This window comes from Stutzerimonas stutzeri (genome assembly GCF_000590475.1).
GTDB classification, from domain to species: Bacteria; Pseudomonadota; Gammaproteobacteria; order Pseudomonadales; family Pseudomonadaceae; genus Stutzerimonas; species Stutzerimonas stutzeri_D.
On the sequence record NZ_CP007441.1, the window covers coordinates 3148656 to 3171484 of the forward strand.

Genomic DNA, 22829 nt, shown 5'->3' on the forward strand with positions numbered 1-22829 from the left:
GAAGATCGATGCCGCAGGCCCGTATCTGCGCAGCCCAACGTTGATTTTGCTCAAGCCCAGCAGTAGCGCATGCGCCAAGCGCGTCACACTACATGTTGTGTTTTGAGGTTGTGATCTTCACAACGCGTGACTATGCTTCGGCACATTCGATTCGCCACCTCCGGTGCCGGATCGTTTCCAGTTTTGAGATACCCATGAACCGGCTCGCCGGGGCATGGTTCATGCAGTACGAGATAGCAACACCCGATCAAGGCCGCCCCACGAGGCAGGCCTGACACTTAACGAGCTACCGAGACAGAGAGAATCCGGAGACCCCATGCAGAACGAGTCCATTCGCGAGAACCCGCAGGCAGTCGACAGCACGCTGGACCTGGCCGCCACTGCGCCGGGCCAGCTGCGCGTGATCAAGCGCAACGGTACAGTCGTCCCCTACACCGATGACAAAATCACCGTCGCCATCACCAAGGCGTTTCTCGCAGTGGAAGGCAACAACGCCTCCGCCTCGTCGCGCATCCACGACACCGTCGCGCGCCTGACCGAGCAGGTCACCGCCACCTTCAAGCGCCGCATGCCCTCCGGCGGCACCATCCATATCGAAGAAATTCAGGACCAGGTCGAACTGGCCCTGATGCGTTCCGGCGAGCAGAAAGTCGCTCGCGACTACGTGATCTATCGCGAATCCCGTAGTCAGGAGCGCAAGCGTGGCGCGGTCGACGTGCCGGTCGACGCCCACCCGAGCATCCGCATCAAGCGTGCCGACGGCAGCATGGCGCCGCTGGACCTGGGCCGCCTGAACACCATCATCACCGAAGCCTGCGAAGGCCTCGAAGAAGTCGATGGCGCGCTGATCCAGAAAGAAACCCTGAAGAACCTCTACGACGGTGTCGAGCAGACCGACGTCAACACCGCCCTGGTGATGACCGCCCGCACCCTGGTCGAGCGTGAGCCGAATTACTCCTACGTCACCGCTCGCCTCTTGATGGACACCCTGCGCGCCGAAGCCCTGAGCTTCCTGGAAGTCGCCGAGTCCGCCACCCATCACGAAATGGCCGACCTCTACGCCAAGGCGCTGCCCGCCTACGTGGAAAAAGGCGTGCAGTTCGAACTGCTCGACCCGCGCCTGAAGGAATACGACCTGGCCAAGCTGGGAGCCGCCATCAACCACGAGCAGGACCAGCAGTTCACCTACCTCGGCCTGCAGACCCTCTATGACCGCTACTTCATCCATAAGGATGGCGTGCGTTTCGAGCTGCCGCAGATCTTCTTCATGCGCGTCGCCATGGGCCTGGCCATCGAGGAAGAACAGCGCGAAGCCCGCGCCATCGAGTTCTACAACCTGCTGTCGTCCTTCGACTACATGGCCTCCACGCCGACCCTGTTCAACGCCGGCACCTTGCGTCCGCAGCTGTCTTCGTGCTACCTGACCACCGTGCCGGACGACCTGGGCGGTATCTACGACGCCATCCGCGATAACGCCCTACTCTCCAAGTTCGCCGGCGGCCTGGGCAATGACTGGACTCCGGTGCGCGCACTGGGCGCCTACATCAAGGGCACCAACGGCAAATCCCAGGGCGTCGTGCCCTTCCTGAAAGTGGTCAACGACACCGCCGTCGCGGTCAACCAGGGCGGCAAGCGCAAGGGCGCGGTCTGCGCGTACCTCGAAACCTGGCACCTGGACATCGAGGAATTCCTCGAGCTGCGCAAGAACACCGGTGACGACCGTCGCCGTACCCACGACATGAACACCGCCAACTGGATTCCGGACCTGTTCATGAAGCGCGTCTTCGACGACGGCAAGTGGACCCTGTTCTCGCCAAGCGAAGTACCCGACCTGCACGACCTCACCGGCAAGGCCTTCGAGGAGCGTTACGAGTACTACGAAGCCCTGATCGAATACGGCAAGATCAAGAACTACAAGACCCTGCAGGCCAAAGACCTGTGGCGCAAGATGCTCTCCATGCTGTTCGAAACCGGCCACCCATGGCTGACCTTCAAGGACCCGTGCAACCTGCGCAGCCCGCAGCAGCACGTCGGCGTGGTGCACAGCTCCAACCTCTGCACCGAGATCACGCTGAACACCAACAAGGACGAGATCGCCGTCTGCAACCTGGGCTCGATCAACCTGCCGCGCCACATCGTCGACGGCAAGCTGGACACCGCCAAGCTGGAGCGCACCGTGCGCACCGCCGTGCGGATGCTCGATAACGTCATCGACATCAACTACTACTCCGTGCCGCAGGCGAAGAACTCCAACTTCAAGCACCGCCCGGTGGGCCTGGGCATCATGGGCTTCCAGGACGCGCTGTACCTGCAGCACATCCCCTACGGCTCCGATGCCGCCATCGACTTCGCCGACAAGTCCATGGAAGCGGTCAGCTACTTCGCCATCCAGGCCTCCTGTGACCTGGCCGACGAGCGCGGCGCTTACGAGACCTTCCAGGGTTCGTTGTGGAGCCAGGGCATCCTGCCGCTGGACTCGCAGCAGATCCTCATCGAAGCGCGTGGCCAGAAGTACATCGACGTCGACCTGACCGAGTCCCTGGACTGGGCCCCGGTCCGCGCCCGCGTCAAGAACGGCATCCGTAACTCGAACATCATGGCCATCGCGCCGACCGCGACCATCGCCAACATCACCGGCGTGTCGCAGTCCATCGAGCCGACCTACCAGAACCTGTACGTGAAATCGAACCTCTCGGGCGAATTCACCGTGATCAACCCCTACCTGGTACGCGACCTCAAGGCGCGCGGCCTGTGGGACTCGGTGATGATCAACGACCTCAAGTACTACGACGGTTCCGTGCAGCAGATCGAGCGCATCCCGCAGGAGTTGAAAGACCTCTACGCGACCGCCTTCGAAGTTGAAACCAAGTGGATCGTCGATGCCGCCAGCCGCCGCCAGAAGTGGATCGACCAGGCCCAGTCGCTGAACCTCTACATCGCCGGCGCCAGCGGCAAGAAGCTGGACGTGACCTACCGCATGGCCTGGTACCGTGGCCTGAAAACCACCTACTACCTCCGTGCCCTGGCCGCGACCAGCACCGAGAAGTCCACCGTCAATACCGGCAAGCTCAACGCCGTGTCCAGCGGTGGCAACAGCGGCGCCAGTGCTGCTCCGGCCAAGGCCGCGCCAGCCCCGGAAATGGCCGCCGGCCCGGCACCAGTGCCGAAAGCGTGCGCAATCGACGAACCGGATTGCGAAGCCTGCCAATAAGGAGCCTGGCTGACGCACGAATCTGAGCGGACCGCGCGTTGTTGTCCGCCAAGCCGGCCCCCATCACGTACAGCTGTACGCTCAGGGCTCCGACTTGGCAGACGCCTAGCGCTGCCTCGCTCAGCCTCGCGCTCGCACCGAGCTGCCGCTGATAAGCGCTACTCCGAGACAACGTAGCTCGTAGGGTGGATGCCGCTCTTGCATCCACCGATGGGCACCACGCCTCTCCCCACATACACAACAGATTCCGCGCTTTTGCGTGCAAACCAAAAGCCACCAGACATTTTCGACCGGCCATGACCGGTCCCCAATCAGGAGAAACCGCCATGCTGAGCTGGGACGAATTCGACGAAGAAGAAACCACCACCGCCACCGCGCAAGCCGCCCCTCAAGCCGCTGCCGCAAAGACTGAATCTCCGGCCAAGCTCGACCAGGACGCCGCTGGCTCCGTCGAAGAAGCCCGCGCCGTTGCCTCTGATGACTCCGCTGCCGTCGCCCGCGCCAAGAAGGCCTTGGACGACCTCGACATTCAGGAAGGCCTCGACGAACTGGAAGGCGAATCCGCCCGCGTTCACGTTGGCGACAAGCAAATGATCAACGCCCGCGCCGACCTCAACCAGCTCGTACCCTTCAAGTACGACTGGGCCTGGCAGAAGTATCTGGATGGTTGCGCCAACCACTGGATGCCGCAGGAAGTGAACATGAACGCCGACATCGCCCTGTGGAAGAGCCCGGACGGCCTCACCGAGGATGAGCGCCGCATCGTCATGCGCAACCTCGGCTTCTTCTCCACCGCCGACAGCCTGGTCGCCAACAACCTCGTGCTGGCCGTGTACCGCCTGATCACCAACCCCGAATGCCGCCAGTACATCCTGCGCCAGGCCTTCGAAGAGGCGATCCACACCCACGCCTACCAGTACTGCATCGAGTCACTGGGCATGGATGAAGGCGCGATCTTCAACATGTACCACGAGATCCCGAGCGTCGCGAAGAAAGCCTCCTGGGGCCTCAAGTACACCCGTTCGATCTCCAACCCCGAGTTCACCACCGGCACCGTCGAGACCGATAAAGAGTTCCTGCGCAATCTCATCGCCTATTACTGCGTACTGGAAGGCATCTTCTTCTACTGCGGCTTCACCCAGATCCTCTCCATGGGCCGCCGCAACAAGATGACCGGCACCGCCGAGCAGTTCCAATACATCCTGCGCGACGAGTCCATGCACCTGAACTTCGGCATCGACGTGATCAACCAGATCAAGATCGAAAACCCGCACCTGTGGGACGCCGCCATGAAGGACGAAGCGACCCAGATGATCCTCCAGGGTACGCAACTCGAAATCGAATACGCCCGCGACACCATGCCCCGCGGCGTCCTCGGCATGAACGCCTCGATGATGGAGGACTACCTCAAATTCATCGCCAACCGCCGCCTGACGCAGATTGGTTTGAAGGAAGAGTATCCGGGTACTACCAACCCGTTCCCATGGATGAGCGAGATCATGGACTTGAAGAAGGAAAAGAACTTCTTTGAGACGCGGGTGATTGAGTATCAGACGGGTGGGGCTTTGAGCTGGGATTAATTTTCAGCGAGAAGACCATAAATCGATTCGAAGCCCCGCTCAAGCGGGGTTTTTGTTAGATAAAGCAACAGGGAAGAAACATGTCTAATAAAATAGGTTTTTTTGCATATCCAGCCAAGCCAGCTGAACTGGGGCACACCATTGAAGCGGCTGTCCTACAGCAAAACGCTAAAAACAGCAGAACCCATATAAAAACCTGGACCTCCCTAGATATTATTGGCCACTTTATCTCACAGCAGGTATTAGCAGGAATAGATGAGGCTGACTTCCTAGTTGCGGACATAACGAAGTTAAATTTTAATGTAACTTACGAAATTGGATACGCTATCGGCCGAGGAAAGAGAATACTGCTAACTCGCAACTCAAGCCTGAAAGAGTCTAACCCAACAATAAAGGACGTCGGGATATTTGACACCATCGGCTATAAGATGTATCAAAACTCAAGCGAGCTATCAACCCATCTACTTGAAGCTGAAACTAAAGACCCTTTAGAGCTGCCGCAGCGAAAGAATACGAGCGCCCCCGTATACCTCCTCGAAAGCCGCTACAAAACAGATTGGGCTTCCAGAATAGTTTCGCGGATAAAGAAAGCAAAATATATATTCCGATCCTTTGATCCGAACGAACAGCCTAGACTCTCAGCAAGCGATGCGATAAAGCAAGTGACGGAGTCACTTGGAGTAGTTGTGCCCCTTCTTGCGTTAAATGCGGAAGACTCGGAAATACACAACATGCGTGGCGCATTTCTAGCCGGCTTAGCTGATGGGCAAAATATTGCGCTGTGCATACTGCAGAACGGAGAAGACCCTGTCCCACTAGACTATCGCGATTTTGCAAAGGCGACGTACCATCCCGACGAGGTCAATGACCATATAGCGGAATTTGCAAGCCAAGTTGCGGAAGCCTTTCAGCAAAGCGCATCACAGAGCTTCTCGCCTCCTCAGAGCTATCTACAAAAGCTAGATTTAGGCGCAACCTCTGCCGAAAATGAGATGCGCACTTTACAAATGTACTATCTGAAGACAGATCAGTTTTTAAAGTCATTGCGCGGCGAGGCCAATGTCGTAGTTGGCCGGAAAGGGTCGGGAAAATCAGCTATATTCTTACAAATCAGAGACAGAGAAAGGAACAAAAGCAACAATATAGTCCTGGACTTGAAGCCGGACGGCTATAAATTAATAAAATTTAAGGAGCTTATACTCGACTTCCTCGAAGAAGGAACATTCCAGCACACCATCATGGCATTCTGGGAGTATATATTGCTGCTTGAAATTTGTTATAAGATATTGGAGAAAGATAGAGAGCGTCACATCCATGATCATAATATATATGAAAGCTATAGAAAATTAGCCGATATTTATCACTCAGAAACCTACGTCACCGAAGGCGACTTCTCCGAAAGAATGAGTATTTTGATGGAAAAGATTTCCACGGAATATCAATCTAAATATGGCACAGAAACCAAGGTGCGTTTATCTGCACCACAGCTAACACAACTATTATATAGCCATGACGTTCGTGCATTGTCAGAGCAGGTCATCCAGTACATGCGTAACAAAGATACGCTATGGCTTCTGTTTGACAATATCGATAAGGGGTGGCCAACATCAGGCTTACAGCATGAAGACATGCTCATCGTTCGTGCACTACTAGATGCCACTCGAAAAATTGAGCGTCAGTTTGATAGAGCTCATGTGAATGTTAATAGCATAGTATTTCTACGTAATGATGTGTATGAACTGCTCGTTAAGGAGACATCGGACCGAGGAAAAGAAGCTAAAGTTATTCTAGACTGGACTGATCCAGACCTGCTTAGAGAACTCCTTAGATTGCGGATAGTGGCCAACAACGGGAACACCGACGAAGACTTCCATATTGTTTGGCCAAGGATTTGTACAAGCCATTATAACGGTGAAGAAACGTCTCAATATCTGATTGAAAGAAGCCTCATGCGGCCTCGCTTCCTGCTTAACCTGATTAACCAATGCAAAAGCTTTGCAATAAACTTGAATCACGAAAAAATTAACTCCGACGACATTGAGAAGGGCTTAAGCGCTTACTCGACTGATTTGCTTACTGACATCGGCTATGAAATTAACGATATTGCCAATAATGGCAACGACGTTTTATATGCATTCATAGGTAGTAAAAGCACTCTAAGCAGAGAAGACATACGTCAAACTCTTATTGAGTTTGGTGTCACCAACGATAAAATCGAAAGTATTATTGAACTATTGCTTTGGTATGGCTTCATCGGAATAGAAACAAACATGGAAGCAAAATATATTTATAACTTCAACTACAGCATGCATCTCATAAACGGTATTATCAAAAAAAGCAAGAACCCTGTTTACCACATAAACCCTGCCTTTTGGCCTTCACTTATGATTGACAGCTGAGTTCAAGCTTCAAGGATGCGTGAGAAATAGCGGGAGGCAGCGCAGTCCTCACTTATAATCTTAAGCGGATAGATTACAGAGGTTCAAGAAGACAGTAGGCAGAATCTCCCTGCTTTTGAGGATTTGCGAAATACCAACCTGAGCGTGCGCTAGCAGCGCGGCTTTCTTGCAGGAGTCAGCGGATGGCACCCAAAATAAAACTTATTAGTGACGCAGAGAATCAAAATCGACTCAGTGTATTCATTGAAGATAATGAATACACTGACGGAGTGTATTGCTCGGATCTCAACGGCATTCACATTCACGCTTACAACATAGATTTCACATACGCACTACATGATTTTACCGTTAATGATTTTCCAAAAGAAGTTTGCAATCTAAGCCTAACGGTGGGCTCCAGCTTTGAAAACTGTAACAGGGCGCAGGTGGAGATAGACCTCGATACACAAGGAAGTTCTTATCTTTGCGCGAGATTCCAACAAGAAGTTCGATCCGATCATTGGAAAGGAAATTACAGCTTTGAAGATTTCGTTAAAACTTTCGAAACCTCTTGCCTCACAAATGAAAGAATTTCCTATTATCAAGGCGACGAGATTGCAAGCAATGGGTTTGGTATAGAAATCGAAATTGACCGTTCCATGGCGATCAAAGAGATCATTAAAAACCTAACTGAAATATTTGACGATATTATTGAGCACACTAAGAATAATCTCAGCCAAGAAACTGGACTGACCTTCCAATTTGACTTTCCTAAGAATTTGTCAGCAGCATGCGAGCAATACCTAATATATTTCTCACAATTCATGCTGGATATTGGGATGGAGATAGAAAGTAACTTAATACAAAAAAATCAGAAAACCATATTTTCAGTAACACCCGTCAATAAAAAGCATGCTTTATCAACCATACATGAAGCAATCAGTATCTATCTAAGTCTTCCCAACAGCAAAATACCCATGCCCGAGGCCGGCGCTGACGCGGCTGTTACACAGCTGACCGCAAATGTGCTGCATCTTCAATCTCAACTGACTTTTCTCTCCGCAACACTGGAGGCGAAAAATGCGACTATTCTTGCTTTACAAACTGCGGCAGAAATAAGACAAATTGCCGAAATAAGCACTATAGTTCACAGCGATAAAAATCTAGTAGACATTATCAAGCTCAAGAAATACGAAGGGCGGTTCTTTTCTGTCGACTTACCTGCTTTAATTAAAATCCTAAAAAGGTCAAAATAAAAAAGGAGACATATTGAACTATCACCGATTTAAAAAGAGAGAAAAGGGGACTGATTTAGTTTTCTGCCCCTACCACCTGCCCTCATGACGGGAAGCGGGCTCCGAGTCGCCTGACTTTTCCCTTTTTCCGCATTTACAACCGTCAGTCAGGGAACCGCACAAACCGCTTGCCGACTTCTCATCCTATCGGCACATTGCATGGCGCAATCATTTAGCCATCACAAGGACGCGACATGGCCCGCCGGCGCAAGAAATCCCCTTTCGAAGACTTAGTCGATCTCGCTGCCTTGTTGCCTTGGTGGATCACCTTGCCGCTGGCGCTCATCGCGTACCTGTGGCTCCACAGCATCGCCATTTCACCAATCCCAACACTCGCCAATCCTGCCGAACTTGGCGGTCAGTTACCCAGCATTATGTTTCGTGGACTAGCGGCGCCCGCACAGTACCTGCTCCCCGCTGCGCTGGTAATCGGCGCCATCGCTTCGATCTTTGCCCGCATTCGGCGCAAGAAGCTTTTCGACTCCGTGGCAAGCGAGGAGAACACGCTGGAGTCCATTAGCTGGCGCGAGTTCGAGTTATTGGTTGGTGAAGCATTCCGGCGCAAGGGCTATACCGTTCAGGAGACTGGCCAAGGCGGAGCCGATGGCGGTATCGATCTGGTGCTCTTAAAGGATGGCGAAAAGTACCTGGTGCAATGCAAACAATGGCGCCGCCAACTGGTTCAGGTGAACGTAATACGTGAGCTATTCGGCGTCATGGCCGCCGAAGGGGCGAAAGGCGGCTTCGTCGTGATTTCCGGTCGATTTACCGAGGATGCCATGGCGTTCGCCCAGGGCAAGAATCTGCAACTGATCGAAGGCGCCGAGCTGAACGACATGATTCGTCAAAGCCGAGCGACCGCGGCTCGTCCGAATTCGCAATCCACAAACAACAAAGCGCCTTACCAACCGAAATCGCTTTCACCAGACCCAGTCGTCCAGACCCCTCACCCAACACAACCCGCCTGCCCCACCTGTCAAGCACCGATGGTTCAGCGCGTGGCAAAACGAGGAAGCAATGTCGGGAATACGTTTTGGGGTTGCTCGCATTATCCGAAGTGCAAAACCACACGAAACGAAATGCCCGCATAGCGGATGTTCTAGAAGTGCGGATGGCAAGCCTGAACGGCCCCGCCTTGCACGGTCCAGATAAAGCGTGTGAAATCGCCCGATTCGCTATCCACCACCATGGAGGGCCTTGTGGCCAAGTTCCTGAACACCAGCGCAACAAACTACTACCTAGAAGAGATGATCAAGACGGCCAAAGACCGCCTGATTCTGATCAGCCCATTCCTGCGGCTAAACGAGCGCATCAAGGAGCTGTTGGAAGATAAGGATCGACTGAAAATCGATGTTCGGATTGTGTATGGAAAAAGCGAGCTGCAGCCCGAAGAGGTCAACTGGCTCAAAGGCCTGAGCTACATCCGCACGAGCTTCTGTAAGAACCTTCATGCGAAGTGCTACCTGAACGAAGAAAGCTGCATTATCACCAGCCTCAACCTCTATGAGTTCAGCCAGGTAAACAACAATGAGATGGGTGTTCTCATTGATCGACAGAGCGATACCGACCTCTACCGCGACGCCTATGAAGAAGCCCAACGAATCATCCGCATCAGCGACGAAGTACGTATTTCGTTGGAAGTTGTGGCCAAGGACAGCGAGCCAGCCGGTGAAACTGACGACAGCGTGAACAAGCTGACCAGTTCAAAAATGGCGCAAAAGCTGGGGCTCAAGACGCCCGAGCTTCTAGAAAAGCTATTAAGCCAAGGGCTTCTTGAGCTTCGCGACGGCAAGAACTACCTGACCGATAAAGGTAAGGAAGCTGGCGGTGAGTTTCGCATGAGCCCGAAGTTCGGTCCTTACTTCCTCTGGCCGGTGGGGCTGGATATCTAAGCTTGCCAAACGGGATAGCCTGGAAAAGCAGATGCACGGAATATGAGCGAGTTGCCTGGAAGTGACGCGTGGAAAAGGCTTCACGGTTTTCACCCTACCTCTGTCCTTGCATGCCCCTGCGCTTTCCAGCCCGTACCGCACGTGCTGTTAGACGACAGTAATCGCACCTTCAGGAGACCGAGCGAAATCGTTGTGAAAGAGAGTGAGCCGCGTGGATGCGGCTGCATTCCGTGCAGGGCCTGTAAATGATCTTTTAGCGTCACTTACTCCATTCCTACTCTCTCTACCGTTTTGCGTGCCAGATCACCCGGCATGTCAGGCAGATGCAATACCGTGCTCGGAGTCGCACAGAAGCAGACAACGATGAACGACAGCAGCAACCTGATCCTATTCCTCGCTACCCAGTTTGCGCTGCCGTTAGGCATCACCTATGTCTATTGCCGAAGCAAGGGCATTCCCACCCAGTCGTGGCGAGCGGGCGGCATATTTCTCATTGCCATGTCGGCTGCGATGCTACTTTTTACCGGGCTGCTCGGCTTGCCAATCCATGTGAAAAACGTCGGCTTCATGACGAACAGGCACATGGGGTTAACCTGCGGAGCCATCGGTATCGTCGCCGGTATCGTGATGGGCTATTTAGCGAGACGTTTCGAGAGCGAGCGTAGCGACTAACCCAGACGCAGCCGGGGCGGTTGTCTTTTGCTTACTTTTCTTTGCCCTGGCCGGCGAGCCAAGAAAGCGAGGCGCGAGGGAGCGCAAGACCTTCCTACTAGGCGATGCAAAAGCTGTGGCCAAACGTTAGTTGAACGGGCTCACGAGACACAGGGTGCAGACCACATTTTTCAAGCTTAGCCAGCGTCCTGCTCTGCTCAAATGCCCTATAGCGCATCAGCGCTCTTAAACAACTTCGAGGGATAACACGCGTATGGACACTCGCTTTCTAAGCCTCATGGAATTCCAAAACGTCTTTTTCTACCGATTCGTTACGCTCGCCATTTTCGTGACAGTCGGCGTGATGTTGTTGTTCGCACTGCCCGACATGAAACGCGCCGAGATATGGGTGATTGTGCCGGTGCTTTTCATAATGTGGGGCCGCTTTGCCGTTGAATATGTCCGGATCAAGAAATGTGGCCCTGCGTTTATTCATAACGATGAGCTGGTGATTACCCGCGACGCGGGTCACCGGCAAATACCCTTGACCCGCATCCGCTCGGTCACTTCCAAACACAGCTTGTTCATGGTGCGCCGTTATCGCTCCTGGACGGATCACCTGGCATTTCTGCAGGTCACGCTAAACAACGGCGAGCGCGTTTACACCCTGGCCGAGAGCAAAGTGTTTGAATATCCGGCGGGCAAGAAAACGCTGAGCGCGATTCAGGCTGCTGTTCTTGCGGCCAAGACAAAAAGCCTCACATCACAGCCAAACCATGATGCGGGACGTTCGGTTTAGCGAGGTAGCCTGAGAGTAACGCGTGGAAAGACTTCGCCGTTTTCCACCCTACTTGCCGTAAGTGCATGTTTGCCTGCGATAAAAGGCCTGGATTGCCCATACCACCCCGAGAAACAGCAAGCCTGTCCCGATGGCTTCGGTGGGAGCGGGCCAGCGGTCGTGAACGAGCAGGCCGAGCGCGGTTGCATAGAGCGTCTGGCTGGCAATCAACTGCGCGCTGAGCGCCAAAGGCAGGCGACGGGTTGCTACTGACCATGCCCAGGCACCGGCAAGCGTCGCGCCAAACCCCTGAATCAACCCGCATATAAAGAGCGCATCTGTACCAACCAACACGCTTGGTTGGCTGACGTAATTGGAAAGCTCCAGATGCAGCCCCACGGGGATGAAAGCCAGCATTTCTAGACTGCACATAAAAATCAGCATGCCGGACCAGAGCATGGGCGACATGCCTGGACGTCGGGCCAGGGCACTTTCGTTCATTAAGCCGAAGCCGGTCCAGGATGCGATTGCCAGTAGAGAGGCAAACAGCCCAAGCAGTATCGAACTGGTAGTGCGCATCTGCATTGCATTGCTGATATCGAACGCGCTCACGTTGACCAGGCCTATACCCAAAGCTGCCACAATCAGTGGTCCGGCAATGGCGCGCCAAGGCACGCTGGCGCTGCGCATGTTGCCAGCAATAGCCAGAACGATGGGGACCGAACCCATCATCACTGGAGGGATCACAGGCCCGGCGGCCAAGACGGCGGTGGTGATCAAAAAGAAATAACCGATGTAGCCCAGAAATCCCAACAGCGCGGCCCACGCCCAGTCGGCCAACCTGAGGTTCTTTACTTCGCTGCGGTATATGAACAGAACCAGCAAGCTACCCAGCCCGGCGAAGCCATAGCTCACCACAGCAAGGTCGAACAGGCTGTAATCGCCGATCAGGGTTGGAAAGATGTAGAGCAGCGACCAAGAAAACGTGGCAGCAATCGCGGCAAGCAGCCCTACCTTCATGCGCTCTGCTCCTGCTGGCGTTGCGCTGTGATCCAGCAAAGTGCCACGCGTCTTGCTGTGTCGAATAACCGTGCGGTCTCGCCCATGGCGCCGCTGACAAAACTGCCTTCCAGCAAGATGAACAGCCCATCGGCAATCGAGGCCGGGTCGCTAACGCCTGCTCTGGTGGCCAGTGCACTGAGGTCGTCACGAATCCCTTGTTTATGCCGGCTCACGGCCAAACGCACCGGGTGACTGCACGATGGGAATTCAGCTGCGCTGTTGACGAACAGGCAGCCACGGCCACTGTCACGCAGCAGAACGCGCTCATACAAATCGAAGAAGGCGAGCATGCCGTTAATCGGTTCGGCATGCTTCGCCAAGGTGCTCGCTACCTCTTCACGCCAACGACGGTCACGTTCATCAAGGCACGCCACGATCAGCGCGTCCTTGGAGGGAAAATAACTGTACAGCGTCATTTTGGTCACGCCCGCCAACGCTGCGATCGCCACCACACCGGTAATGTGCACGCCCTGCGAGACAAAGAGAGTTAGCGCGGCATCAACCAGGCGCTCACGGGTTCTATCCATTAGTGAACTCTTCGAGGTAGGCATTGAGCTGACTATACCGACCGGTAAGATTTTATAGACACCATTCGCGACCTCTATGCGGGCAATCACGACATGGGAGGCAAGCGGGGCCAAAGATCCAGACAGAGATCTAAAAAACAAAGGGGACGGATATATTTATTTAAAGGCTCGTGACAATCGCCTTGCCCTTACCAACATGAGCCCCAGCTGACAAGGTCGCGAACCGCCGTGCCCAGGCCGCTTCTGGGCAGGTCGGAGAAAACAACCGAGGCCACCATCGAGGGAAGTATCCGGGCGCGCCTGTTGTTAGGCTGCCCAGCCAACAACAACATGCCCATCAGCAGCTCACCGAGGACCGACAAATGAAAGATTCAGCACGCGGCTTGCTGCTCGTGACGAGCGGTATCTTCGTACTCAGCTTCGATGGTCTGTTGGTGCGTCTGGCGCAGGCGGATGGCTGGAACATCGTGTTCTGGCGCGGGCTGTTGATGTTCGTGGCCCTGGGCGTGTTTTCGCTGTCTGCCAAAAGCCGGGCCAGCATCACGAAGCGTCCGCTGATCAGCGCCAGCTCGGCGCTGCTGCTGGCGTTGACTTCGATCTTTTTCGTGCTGGCGGTCATCCATACCACGATCGCCAATGTGGTGGTCGTGCTCAGCACGGCACCGTTGTTCGCCGCGCTGTTCACGCGGTTTTTCCTGCGTGAGCACGTGGGGCTGCACACCTGGGTTGCGATCGGCGTGGCGGCCTTGGGGATCATGGTGGTATTCGCCGGCGCCTTCACCCCGACGGATCTGGCCGGTAACGGCTATGCGCTGCTGTCTTCGGCTGCGGTGGGCGCCAATCTCACGCTGTTGCGCCGCCACCCGGCCATCGATCGGATGCCACTGATCGCCCTCGGTGGGTTGGCGGCTGCGCTGATTGCGTTACCCAACGCTCAGCCCTTCAGCCTGGGCGCAACGAGCTACTGGGCTTTGGCGGTGATGGGCCTGGTGCAGATGCCGCTGGCGACGCTGATGATCAATAACGCGACCCGCTATCTGCCCTCCGCTGAAGTGGCGCTCTTCTATCTACTGGAAAGCGTGCTGGGATCGCTGTGGGCCTGGTATTTTCTCGAAGAGACGCCCGGCAGCGCGACGCTCTACGGCGGAGCGCTGGTCATCGCGACGCTGGTGGTACACGCCGGCTTGACCTTGCGCCCACGCCCGCCGCTGCCAGCCTGAACGGACCAGCGAAGAAAGACAGCAGAATTATTTTTCCGCTGAGCAAGGTTTGAGCACGTCAGCACGCGCCCATCCACGCCTCACCCCGTCACGTCACACAACCCGCCCGGCACCGCCATCACCCAATCCCGCACAGCCTGAATCGTCGGGTCATCCCGACGGCTTTCCGGATACACGAGGTGAAACGGCTTGCCCGGCATCTCCGGTCCAAACGGCTGCACCAGCCGCCCTTCCTTCAGTTCACCCTCGATTAGTTGTCGGCTCATCAAGGCCACGCCTTGGGCGCCTAGGGCGGCGGAGATGGCATGGGTCTCGTCGGAGAAGACCAGTCCGGCGCTGACGTCCAACCCCGGTACGTTGGCGATTTTCTGCCATGCAGCCCAATGAATCGGGGCGGAGGCTGCGGCTTGAGCATGAAAGTGAATCAGCGAATGGTTAGGTAGCTCGGCCGCATCGTGCAAGCCAAGCAGCGGGCTGCAGGCCGGGATGAAGGTATTGTCGAACAGCTTCTCCGCCACCAATCCCGGCCAGCGACCATCGCCATAGCGAATGGCGACATCCGCCGTGACGCCATCCAGCGCAACCGGCTCATGGGAGGTATGGAAGCGCAGATCGATATCGGGATGGGAGTCGCGCAGCATGCAGACCCAGGGCACCAGCCAGCGCACCGCTATGGCCGGTGTGGTGCTGAGCGTGATCGCCTGTCGGCAGGGCTTCGCGCTGAGACGCTCGACCGCCGTGGCGATAGTATCGAACGCCGTTTCCAGCACCTGCTGCAGCTCACGCCCCTGGGCGGTCAGCTCGAGCTTTCGTGGCTTTCTTAGAAACAGCGAGACGCCGAGCGATTCTTCCAGCAAACGAATCTGGTGGCTGATCGCCGTAGCGGTAACGGACAACTCCTCGGCGGCCTGCTTGGCACTCTCGTGTCGGGCGGCGGCCTCGAAGGCACGCAATGCGGAAAGCGACGGTAATCGGCGGTACGCCATAACTGAGTTTTCCTCATCTGTACCTGGAAATATTGATCGTTTGTCGCCCTTAAAGCCTAACCCTAGGCTGGGTCTACCGCGAATGACAGATGAATTCAGTCACAGAGGAGACTCGACATGACGCACCTTCTACACCTCGATGTCAGCGCCCGCCCTGGTCTTGCCGGCAAGGACGAGCACGGTTCCCACAGCCGCACCCTCACCCACCGCTTCATCAGCCAGTGGCGGGCTCAGCGCGCGCAGGATGGCATTACCTATCGAGACATTGGCCAGAACCCGCCCTCGTTCATCAACCATGACTGGATCGCCTCGTCCTTCACGCCGGATGAACGACGCGCGCCGTGGATGCAGGAAACGCTGGCGGAAAGCGACAGGCTGGTCGACGAGCTGATTGCCGTCGACGTGCTGGTCATCGGCACGCCGCTCTATAACTTCGGCATGCCCGCCGCGCTCAAGGCCTGGATTGACCAGGTCGTGCGCCCGGGCCGGACGGTTGAAGTCGATGAAACCAAACTGCCCGATCCCTACGTACCCCTGCTGGCAGACCGGCCACGGCACGCGGTCATCCTCACCGCCAGGGGTGGTATCGGCTTTGGTCCCGGAGGCGAAATGGCGCACATGAACCACCTGGAGCCGAACCTGGTGACTGCGCTTAATTTCATCGGGATCACTCGCATTCATCAAATTGCGATTGAAGGCCAGGAAACGGGGGGTGATGTGCTGGCCGCGTCGGTGGCCGAAGCGCTGCATCAGGTCGATGCGCTGGTGGCGGAGCTTCAGGCGGGGCTAGAAACGCCACCGAGCCGGGCCCATCGACGGCAGGCTGAGGCTGTATAGACGTGATGGTGCGAAAGGCTGCGGTTTCACACTTGCTTGCGAACGCAGCCTTGCTGATCCAACGATCGCGCGCCGGCTAAGCAGACGCGCGGTAGACGGCAGTAGCGGTGGGGTTACTGACTCGCTTCGAGTTTCTTCCCGATAGCGGCAGTAACCTCCTGCAGGCCTTGGCTGGTCACCTTCGCCCAGTCGCTGTCTGTGACGAATTGCATACCGTCGTTCACTTCAGTGGCGACAACCAGAGGCGATTGGCCGCCAGCCTCGATGACCAGGTTCGCTTTGTTGTTGACGGTCACGTAAGCAAAACCTGGCGAGAACCACGTCCAGAATTCCTTGATGCGCACCGTGACCTGGCGGGCATCCGCACCCTGCCCTTCCACCACTTGGTAGCCGGACTGCGTGTAGGCATTGGATACGGCAGCGCCAACCAACTGGCTGACCGTGTGACCTGAGGGCAGCACCACGTCACCCAGTGCCTTGCCATATCCATTGCGCTTGCGTGCAAAGGCGCGCTCGGTGATCGAGGTGTCGTTGATTTCGCCGCCTTTTAGAGAAGGGATGTCGGCGCTACGTGGCTTGGCTTCGAAGGTCCGTTCATCGATAGTTGTGATCACCACCCTCTGCCCGGTCGTACCGTTAAGTACCGGAACGGAGACATCGACAACAGAGCGGTTGGTGACGCAACCCACCATGCTCACCGCCAGCACGACCAGCAGCGAGGTTTTGAGCGAAGCCAGAAAAGCAGAGTTCATTTACAAGTCCTTGTGTGGTGGGCATCCGTCGCCTTTTCGAATGTAGGCGCTCGAATGCCAGGCATGAATCCGACCACCAATAGTGGCCGTTCGCCACACTACTGCCCTGCAGGATTTCCGGCAATCTGATCGAACGTCGCAGAGCGTCTCCAGTTAAGTCCGATGCAGGCCTACAAGGGCTATTGCCCATGACAAAACCATTCAGCCTCTACCTCGCCCGTCGCCCGTCGCCCGTCGCCCGTCGCCCGTTACAATGGCGCCTTTTATGCCCAGCCGGAGCCCCTATGTTCACCCTCACCCACCTGAACACCCCGCCGCCGGAATCGATGAAGAGCCAGGTGTTGCAGATGGTGGTGGACTACCTCAGCGACATCAGCCCGGTGTCGCTGCCGTCCAGCAACCCGCTGTATCAGCTGTATCAGTACGTAGTGGGTTTCGAGGTGCATCGTTATCTGGACAGCATGGACGGTGCGCAGGCGGGCAAGCCGGAGCTGATCATGGCGCTGGATACCGAGGACCCGGCGCGGCTGCTCGGCTTCGCCTTGTACCTGCCGTATGTGGATGATCCCGAAGCGGGCTCGCTGCTGTATCTGGCGGTGCAGGAAAGCCACCGCCGACAGGGCATTGGCCGCGCCATGATCGAGGCGATGGTGACGCGTTATCCCCACGCGGAAGTAGCCTGCGTGGCGGGCAAGGTCCACTACTTCGAGGCGCTGGGCTTTTTGCCTTTGGCGGCTCGCGGCCCTCAGGTGGTAATGAACACCCGGAGCCGGGCGTCGGATGGCGTGGTGGCGGTGCAAGATCTGCAGCCGATCTTCCAGTCCCAAGAGGTCCGGCAGATTCATACCTACCTGGTGAAGCAGCACGGCGCCGACGCCATGAGCGACGCCGAGAAGCAGCGCGATCGCCTGCTCGACGAACTGACGCAGCAGGCGGAACACTTGATCCAGACCTACGCACCGGCCAAGCGCCTGCATTGAATCGGCGAGAAGGCGCACCCTCTGATGTGCAGCTGACATCGCGCTAAGCAGCGGTACTACCTGAGAAAAGCTTCGCCGCTTCCAACCGCCCCATCTTTTTTTTCAGTGAGTTGCCTGGCTTCACCCGGCTCGGATGTTTGTTGCACATCCGTCAGTTCGCCGCCCCGGATAGGCTACGCACTCAAAGGAAAAGCCAGCCAGTCCTTACCTATCGCCGTGCCTCAATGAGACCTTCTGTGACGGTGACGCAGACGCCACTGTCGCAATTGGGGCGGTCTTGAAGTTGATCATATGGAAGCATTGCCTAATGTCTGAGGAACGGACAACGACCACGATTGCCAGAAGTGTGGTTATTCCTATTGGCCTGGCAGCCACCCAACTCGTGATTACGGAGACCAAGGGTAGGAGGCAGCCGCGCGGGCAGGACACGCAAGGACAGGTTTGATCAGCATTGGAGGGTAGGCAATGACCGACACCAGCGAAAGCCCGGCGGCAGGCGGGAATTTGATCGATACCGATTACCAGATCGGCCAGGACAACATCGTCACGAGCTTCGGCCCGATCGGCATCGACATTCATAATCCGGTTTTCGCGATTTCGGGTCTGATGACGGTAGTGTTCGTCATCTTCACCCTTGCGTTTCCAGAGTTTGCCACCGGCCTATTCACCGCAGCGATGAATTGGGTGACAGTCCGCTTCGACTGGCTTTTCATCCTTGCTTCCAACATTTTCCTGGTGTTCGCCATCGCGCTTGCGGTCTCGCCCTACGGCAAGGTCAGACTCGGCGGGCCGAACGCGACGCCGGACTTCTCGCTGTCCGGATGGCTTTCCATGCTGTTCGCGGCGGGCATGGGTATCGGGCTCTTGTTCTGGAGCGTCGGTGAGCCAATGACGCACTTTGTAAGCTCCGTCGCGCAGGACGCCGGCAGCCCTGAAAGTTGGGCACCGCTCGGTGGACTGCCCGGCGATGTGGAAGGCTCCGCCAGGCTCGGGCTCGCCGCGACGCTCTACCATTGGGGCCTTCAGGCCTGGGCCATCTACGCCGTCGTGGGACTTGCACTGGCGCTTTTTGCCTTCAACAAAGGCCTTCCGCTGGCAATACGATCCGCCTTTTATCCGATCTTCAAAGAACGTGTCTGGGGCTGGGTCGGTCATACCATCGACATACTGGCCGTGCTTGCGACGCTCTTTGGTCTCGCGACCTCGCTCGGGCTTGGCGCCGAACAGATCAATGCCGGCCTGTTCTTCCTCTACGGGGTTCCCGTTGCCGACACGACAAAGATCCTGCTGATTGCGGTCATTACCGGCATCGCGACCGTTTCCGTGCTGCGTGGGCTCGAAGGCGGCGTCAAGCGTGCTTCTGAAATCAACATGATCCTGGCGTTCGTGCTGCTGGTCGCCGTGTTCGTGTTTGGCCCGACAGGCGCAATCGTCGAGCGGGTCGCGGATTCGGTCGTCAGCTATTTCGCCTATCTGCCACAGCTGTCGATGCCCTTTGGACGCGAGGACGACAATTACGCGCAGGGCTGGTCCTCGTTCTACTGGGCGTGGTGGGTTTCGTGGTCGCCCTTCGTAGGGATGTTCATTGCCCGGGTCAGTCGCGGGCGCACGGTGCGTGAATTCATAATTTGCGTGCTTATCGTCCCCTCTGCCGTCTGCATCCTGTGGATGTCGATCTTTGCCGGCGTCGCCTTCGACCAATACATCAATGACGGCTACCGCGCTGTGGCGGATGCGGCGCTGGAGGTGAAGCTTTTCCACATGTTCGACCTCTTGCCCTTTACGCAGGCGATGTCCCTGTTGGGCATTGTGCTTGTCGCCGTCTTCTTCATCACCTCATCGGACAGCGGCTCGCTGGTCATCGACACCATCACGGCCGGCGGCAAGGACGACGGCCCTATTCCTCAGCGCGTTTTCTGGTGTGTTTTCGAAGGTCTGGTCGCCATCGCCCTGCTGCTGGGCGGCGGCCTCAAAGCGTTGCAATCCATGGTGGTGACGACCGGCTTCCCGTTCACCTTTGTCCTGCTGCTGATGTGCGTCAGCATCGTCATCGGTCTGAAGAGCGAGCTCGTCGTGGTACCGCGCCGACGCTGACGCAGAGGCAACGCGATTAGATCGTGCCCCGCCTCGTAGCCCATTTAGCGAGGTGGGAAGTCGCGAGGTGGCCTGAAACAAACGCGTGGAAAAGGCTTCGCCGTTTTCCACGCTACAGAATTCATTTTGGAACGCACGTGCGTCTTGGGATCGAGCTCGTTGGCGGCGCCCTGAGGCGCCGCCGCGAGGTTTAGGTGGAGAGGTTTAGGCGGAGAGTTTCTGGCTGAAAATATCCGCTGGCTTGCCAATGTCCATCCGGTCCGCGTTCATCACCTTGTCCCAGGCTTTGACGAAGTCATGCACGAACTTCTCGTTGCCGTCGGCCATGCCGTACACCTCGGCTTGCGCGCGCAGCTCCGATTGCGAACCGAAGATGAGGTCCACGCGGGTGGCGGTCCAGGTGGGTTGGCGGGTTTTGCGGTCGAGGCCCTGGAAGCGGTTCTTGTGCTCGGTCGCGGTCCACTCGTTCGTCATGTCCAGCAGGTTGACGAAGAAGTCGTTGGTTAGCGTGCCCACGCGATTGGTGAAGACGCCTTCCTTGCCACCGTCCGCGTTGGTGCCGAGCACGCGCATGCCGCCGACCAAAGCGGTCATTTCCGGCGCGCTGAGCCGCAGCAGATGGGCCTTGTCGACGAGCGCTTCCTCGGGCGCCATGAAGTGGGCTTCGTAGTAATGATTACGGAAGCCGTCCGCGACCGGGCGCAGCGCTTCGAACGATTGCGCGTCAGTCCATTCCTCCAGCGCATCCATCCGTCCGGGCGTGAACGGCACCTTGACGTTAACCCCACCCTCCTGCGCGGCCTTCTCGATCGCGGCGCAGCCAGCTAGCACGATCAGGTCGGCCATGGAAACCTTCTTGCCGCCACTGGCCGAGCCGTTGAACTCGCCCTGGATCTCGGTGAGCTTCTCGAGCACGCGAGCCAGGAGTGCCGGGTTGTTTTCCTGCCAGTCCTTCTGCGGCGCGAAGCGAATGCGCGCGCCATTGGCGCCGCCGCGCTTGTCCGAGCCGCGATAGGTCGATGCCGAAGCCCAGGCGACCGACACCAGATCAGAGACCGAAAAGCCCATGCCCAGCAGTTTCTGCTTGAGCGAGGCGATGTCCGCGTCATCGATAACCGGGTGATCGCACTCGGGGATCGGGTCCTGCCAGATCAGCGTTTCCTTCGGCACCAGCGGCCCGAGGTAGCGCGCGATCGGGCCCATGTCACGGTGGGTCAGCTTGAACCAGGCGCGGGCGAAGGCATCGGCAAACTCCTCCGGATTTTCCAGGAAATGCCGCGAGATCGGTTCATAGATCGGATCGAAGCGCAGTGCCAGGTCCGAGGTCAGCATGGTCGGCTTGCGCTTCTTGTTCGGGTCGAACGGGTCGGGAATGATTTCGCCGACATCCTTGGCTTGCCACTGATGCGCGCCGGCCGGACTCTTGGTCAGTTCCCACTCGAAGTTGAACAAGTTTTCAAAGAAGTAATTCGACCACTTCGTCGGGGTCTGGCTCCAGATCACTTCAAGGCCGGAGGTGATGGCGTCGCCACCGACCCCGCTCTGGAACTTGCTGCGCCACCCCAGGCCTTGATCCTCGATGACGGCGCCTTCCGGCTCAGGCCCCATCAGCGAGGGGTCGCCTGCGCCGTGGGTCTTGCCGAAGGTATGGCCACCGGCGATCAGCGCCACGGTTTCGTAGTCATTCATCGCCATGCGCGCGAAGGTTTCGCGAATGTCGATGGCCGAGGCCTTCGGATCAGGGTTGGCGTTCGGGCCTTCCGGGTTTACATAGATCAAGCCCATCTGCACCGCGCCAAGGCCCGGGTGCAATTGGCGTTCGCCACTGTAGCGCTCATCGCCCAGCCAGGTGCCCTCAGGCCCCCAGTACAATTCTTCCGGCTCCCAAGTATCGGCGCGTCCACCGGCGAAACCGAACGTCTTGAAACCCATGGATTCGAGCGCGACGTTGCCGGTGAGGACGAACAGATCGGCCCACGACAATTTGCGCCCGTACTTCTGTTTGATCGGCCACAGCAGGCGCCGCGCCTTGTCGAGCGAGGCGTTGTCCGGCCAGCTATTAAGCGGCGCGAAGCGCTGTTGACCGCCGCCGGCGCCGCCGCGGCCATCGGTGATTCGGTAAGTACCAGCACTGTGCCAGGCGAGCCGGATGAACAGACCGCCGTAATGACCGAAGTCGGCTGGCCACCAGTCCTGCGAGTCGGTCATCACCTGATGCAGGTCGGCGATCACCGCATCGAGATCGAGGGAATTGAACGCGGCGGCATAGTCGAAATCGCCGCCGTAGGGATTGGAGCGCGGCGAGTGTTGATTGAGTGAATTGAGACTCAGCGCCTCAGGCCACCAATCCCGATTACCTGGGCGTTTGCGGGGCGCACCAGCGCCATGACCGAGCGGGCACCCACCGCTAGCATTTTCTCCAGACTCAGCGTTCATGTTCTGCTCCTATGGTTGTCGTTGACGCGTTCACGCGCCGCTCAATGAACTTAGCACTTGGCCAAGACCGACTGATCCATACAGTTAACAGCTTCCTAACGGCAAAATCCTTAAACGGTCTTGAAAGCGCCTGATAATGCGGCTTACAGC

The 22829-nt window shown here is 56.9% G+C and carries 17 protein-coding genes; 12 read left to right on the forward strand and 5 right to left on the reverse strand.

Going from position 1 to position 22829, the window contains the following annotated elements; translation table 11 throughout:
• Positions 1–316 precede the first annotated feature (316 nt).
• From CH92_RS14325 to CH92_RS14360, 8 genes are all read left to right on the forward strand, one after another.
• The gene (locus CH92_RS14325) at positions 317–3211 is read left to right on the forward strand and encodes a ribonucleoside-diphosphate reductase subunit alpha (RefSeq protein WP_025242456.1); all 2895 of its coding nucleotides are present in this window, start codon (positions 317–319) and stop codon (positions 3209–3211) included.
• 326 nt (positions 3212–3537) lie between these two features.
• Positions 3538–4791, forward strand: coding sequence for a ribonucleotide-diphosphate reductase subunit beta (locus tag CH92_RS14330; RefSeq protein ID WP_025242457.1), 1254 nt, complete (start codon positions 3538–3540; stop codon positions 4789–4791).
• A gap of 80 nt (positions 4792–4871) precedes the next feature.
• Positions 4872–7190 (forward strand): P-loop ATPase, Sll1717 family, encoded by a 2319-nt coding sequence (locus CH92_RS14335; protein WP_025242458.1) that lies wholly within the window; start codon positions 4872–4874, stop codon positions 7188–7190.
• Positions 7191–7372: 182 nt separating this feature from the next.
• Positions 7373–8425 carry a hypothetical protein gene (locus tag CH92_RS14340; protein ID WP_025242459.1) on the forward strand — a complete coding sequence of 351 codons (1053 nt, stop codon included), beginning with the start codon at positions 7373–7375 and terminating at the stop codon, positions 8423–8425.
• A gap of 233 nt (positions 8426–8658) precedes the next feature.
• The gene (locus CH92_RS14345) at positions 8659–9555 is read left to right on the forward strand and encodes a restriction endonuclease (RefSeq protein ID WP_025242460.1); all 897 of its coding nucleotides are present in this window, start codon (positions 8659–8661) and stop codon (positions 9553–9555) included.
• A gap of 108 nt (positions 9556–9663) precedes the next feature.
• A complete protein-coding gene (locus tag CH92_RS14350; RefSeq protein ID WP_025242461.1) occupies positions 9664–10356 on the forward strand; it encodes a phospholipase D family protein in 693 nt (230 codons plus the stop codon).
• 363 nt (positions 10357–10719) lie between these two features.
• Complete coding sequence (locus CH92_RS14355; RefSeq protein WP_025242462.1) at positions 10720–11028, forward strand: hypothetical protein; 309 nt, start codon at positions 10720–10722, stop codon at positions 11026–11028.
• Between the two features lie 253 nt (positions 11029–11281).
• Entirely contained in the window at positions 11282–11806 is a 525-nt protein-coding gene (locus tag CH92_RS14360; RefSeq protein WP_025242463.1) for a hypothetical protein, read from the forward strand.
• Between the two features lie 48 nt (positions 11807–11854).
• On the opposite strand, the gene CH92_RS14365 is transcribed toward CH92_RS14360, so the two are convergent.
• Entirely contained in the window at positions 11855–12805 is a 951-nt protein-coding gene (locus CH92_RS14365; protein WP_025242464.1) for a DMT family transporter, read from the reverse strand.
• Complete coding sequence (locus tag CH92_RS14370; RefSeq protein WP_025242465.1) at positions 12802–13374, reverse strand: TetR/AcrR family transcriptional regulator; 573 nt, start codon at positions 13372–13374, stop codon at positions 12802–12804. Before CH92_RS14370 ends, CH92_RS14365 begins: the two co-directional genes overlap by 4 nt.
• 362 nt (positions 13375–13736) lie before the next feature.
• Here CH92_RS14370 and CH92_RS14375 point away from each other — a divergent pair, with 362 nt between their 5' ends.
• Entirely contained in the window at positions 13737–14594 is an 858-nt protein-coding gene (locus CH92_RS14375; protein WP_025242466.1) for a DMT family transporter, read from the forward strand.
• An 80-nt stretch (positions 14595–14674) separates the two neighbouring features.
• Here the strand turns inward: CH92_RS14375 and gcvA are convergent, their stop codons facing one another.
• On the reverse strand, positions 14675–15580 hold the full coding sequence (gene gcvA / locus CH92_RS14380) for a transcriptional regulator GcvA (protein WP_025242467.1): 906 nt from the start codon (positions 15578–15580) through the stop codon (positions 14675–14677).
• 117 nt (positions 15581–15697) lie between these two features.
• Between gcvA and CH92_RS14385 the strand changes: the two genes are divergently transcribed.
• Positions 15698–16417 carry an FMN-dependent NADH-azoreductase gene (locus tag CH92_RS14385; RefSeq protein ID WP_025242468.1) on the forward strand — a complete coding sequence of 240 codons (720 nt, stop codon included), beginning with the start codon at positions 15698–15700 and terminating at the stop codon, positions 16415–16417.
• A gap of 113 nt (positions 16418–16530) precedes the next feature.
• On the opposite strand, the gene CH92_RS14390 is transcribed toward CH92_RS14385, so the two are convergent.
• A complete protein-coding gene (locus tag CH92_RS14390; RefSeq protein WP_025242469.1) occupies positions 16531–17169 on the reverse strand; it encodes a hypothetical protein in 639 nt (212 codons plus the stop codon).
• 284 nt (positions 17170–17453) lie between these two features.
• Here CH92_RS14390 and CH92_RS14395 point away from each other — a divergent pair, with 284 nt between their 5' ends.
• Together CH92_RS14395 and CH92_RS14400 are read left to right on the forward strand one after the other, a co-directional pair.
• The gene (locus tag CH92_RS14395) at positions 17454–18149 is read left to right on the forward strand and encodes a GNAT family N-acetyltransferase (RefSeq protein ID WP_025242470.1); all 696 of its coding nucleotides are present in this window, start codon (positions 17454–17456) and stop codon (positions 18147–18149) included.
• A gap of 465 nt (positions 18150–18614) precedes the next feature.
• Complete coding sequence (locus CH92_RS14400) at positions 18615–20243, forward strand: BCCT family transporter (protein WP_025242471.1); 1629 nt, start codon at positions 18615–18617, stop codon at positions 20241–20243.
• A gap of 204 nt (positions 20244–20447) precedes the next feature.
• Here the strand turns inward: CH92_RS14400 and katG are convergent, their stop codons facing one another.
• Positions 20448–22679 (reverse strand): catalase/peroxidase HPI, encoded by a 2232-nt coding sequence (gene katG, locus CH92_RS14405; RefSeq protein ID WP_025242472.1) that lies wholly within the window; start codon positions 22677–22679, stop codon positions 20448–20450.
• Positions 22680–22829: the final 150 nt, after the last annotated feature.

Coding starts and splice junctions, on each gene's coding strand:
- CH92_RS14355 (WP_025242462.1), top strand. CDS start 10,720: ATGAACGACAGCAGCAACCTGATCCTATTCCTCGCTACCCAGTTTGCG.
- CH92_RS14400 (WP_025242471.1), top strand. CDS start 18,615: ATGACCGACACCAGCGAAAGCCCGGCGGCAGGCGGGAATTTGATCGAT.
- CH92_RS14370 (WP_025242465.1), bottom strand. CDS start 13,374: ATGGATAGAACCCGTGAGCGCCTGGTTGATGCCGCGCTAACTCTCTTT.
- CH92_RS14385 (WP_025242468.1), top strand. CDS start 15,698: ATGACGCACCTTCTACACCTCGATGTCAGCGCCCGCCCTGGTCTTGCC.
- katG (WP_025242472.1), bottom strand. CDS start 22,679: ATGAACGCTGAGTCTGGAGAAAATGCTAGCGGTGGGTGCCCGCTCGGT.
- CH92_RS14375 (WP_025242466.1), top strand. CDS start 13,737: ATGAAAGATTCAGCACGCGGCTTGCTGCTCGTGACGAGCGGTATCTTC.
- CH92_RS14340 (WP_025242459.1), top strand. CDS start 7,373: ATGGCACCCAAAATAAAACTTATTAGTGACGCAGAGAATCAAAATCGA.
- CH92_RS14325 (WP_025242456.1), top strand. CDS start 317: ATGCAGAACGAGTCCATTCGCGAGAACCCGCAGGCAGTCGACAGCACG.
- CH92_RS14330 (WP_025242457.1), top strand. CDS start 3,538: ATGCTGAGCTGGGACGAATTCGACGAAGAAGAAACCACCACCGCCACC.
- CH92_RS14345 (WP_025242460.1), top strand. CDS start 8,659: ATGGCCCGCCGGCGCAAGAAATCCCCTTTCGAAGACTTAGTCGATCTC.
- CH92_RS14390 (WP_025242469.1), bottom strand. CDS start 17,169: ATGAACTCTGCTTTTCTGGCTTCGCTCAAAACCTCGCTGCTGGTCGTG.
- CH92_RS14395 (WP_025242470.1), top strand. CDS start 17,454: ATGTTCACCCTCACCCACCTGAACACCCCGCCGCCGGAATCGATGAAG.
- CH92_RS14335 (WP_025242458.1), top strand. CDS start 4,872: ATGTCTAATAAAATAGGTTTTTTTGCATATCCAGCCAAGCCAGCTGAA.
- gcvA (WP_025242467.1), bottom strand. CDS start 15,580: ATGGCGTACCGCCGATTACCGTCGCTTTCCGCATTGCGTGCCTTCGAG.
- CH92_RS14360 (WP_025242463.1), top strand. CDS start 11,282: ATGGACACTCGCTTTCTAAGCCTCATGGAATTCCAAAACGTCTTTTTC.
- CH92_RS14365 (WP_025242464.1), bottom strand. CDS start 12,805: ATGAAGGTAGGGCTGCTTGCCGCGATTGCTGCCACGTTTTCTTGGTCG.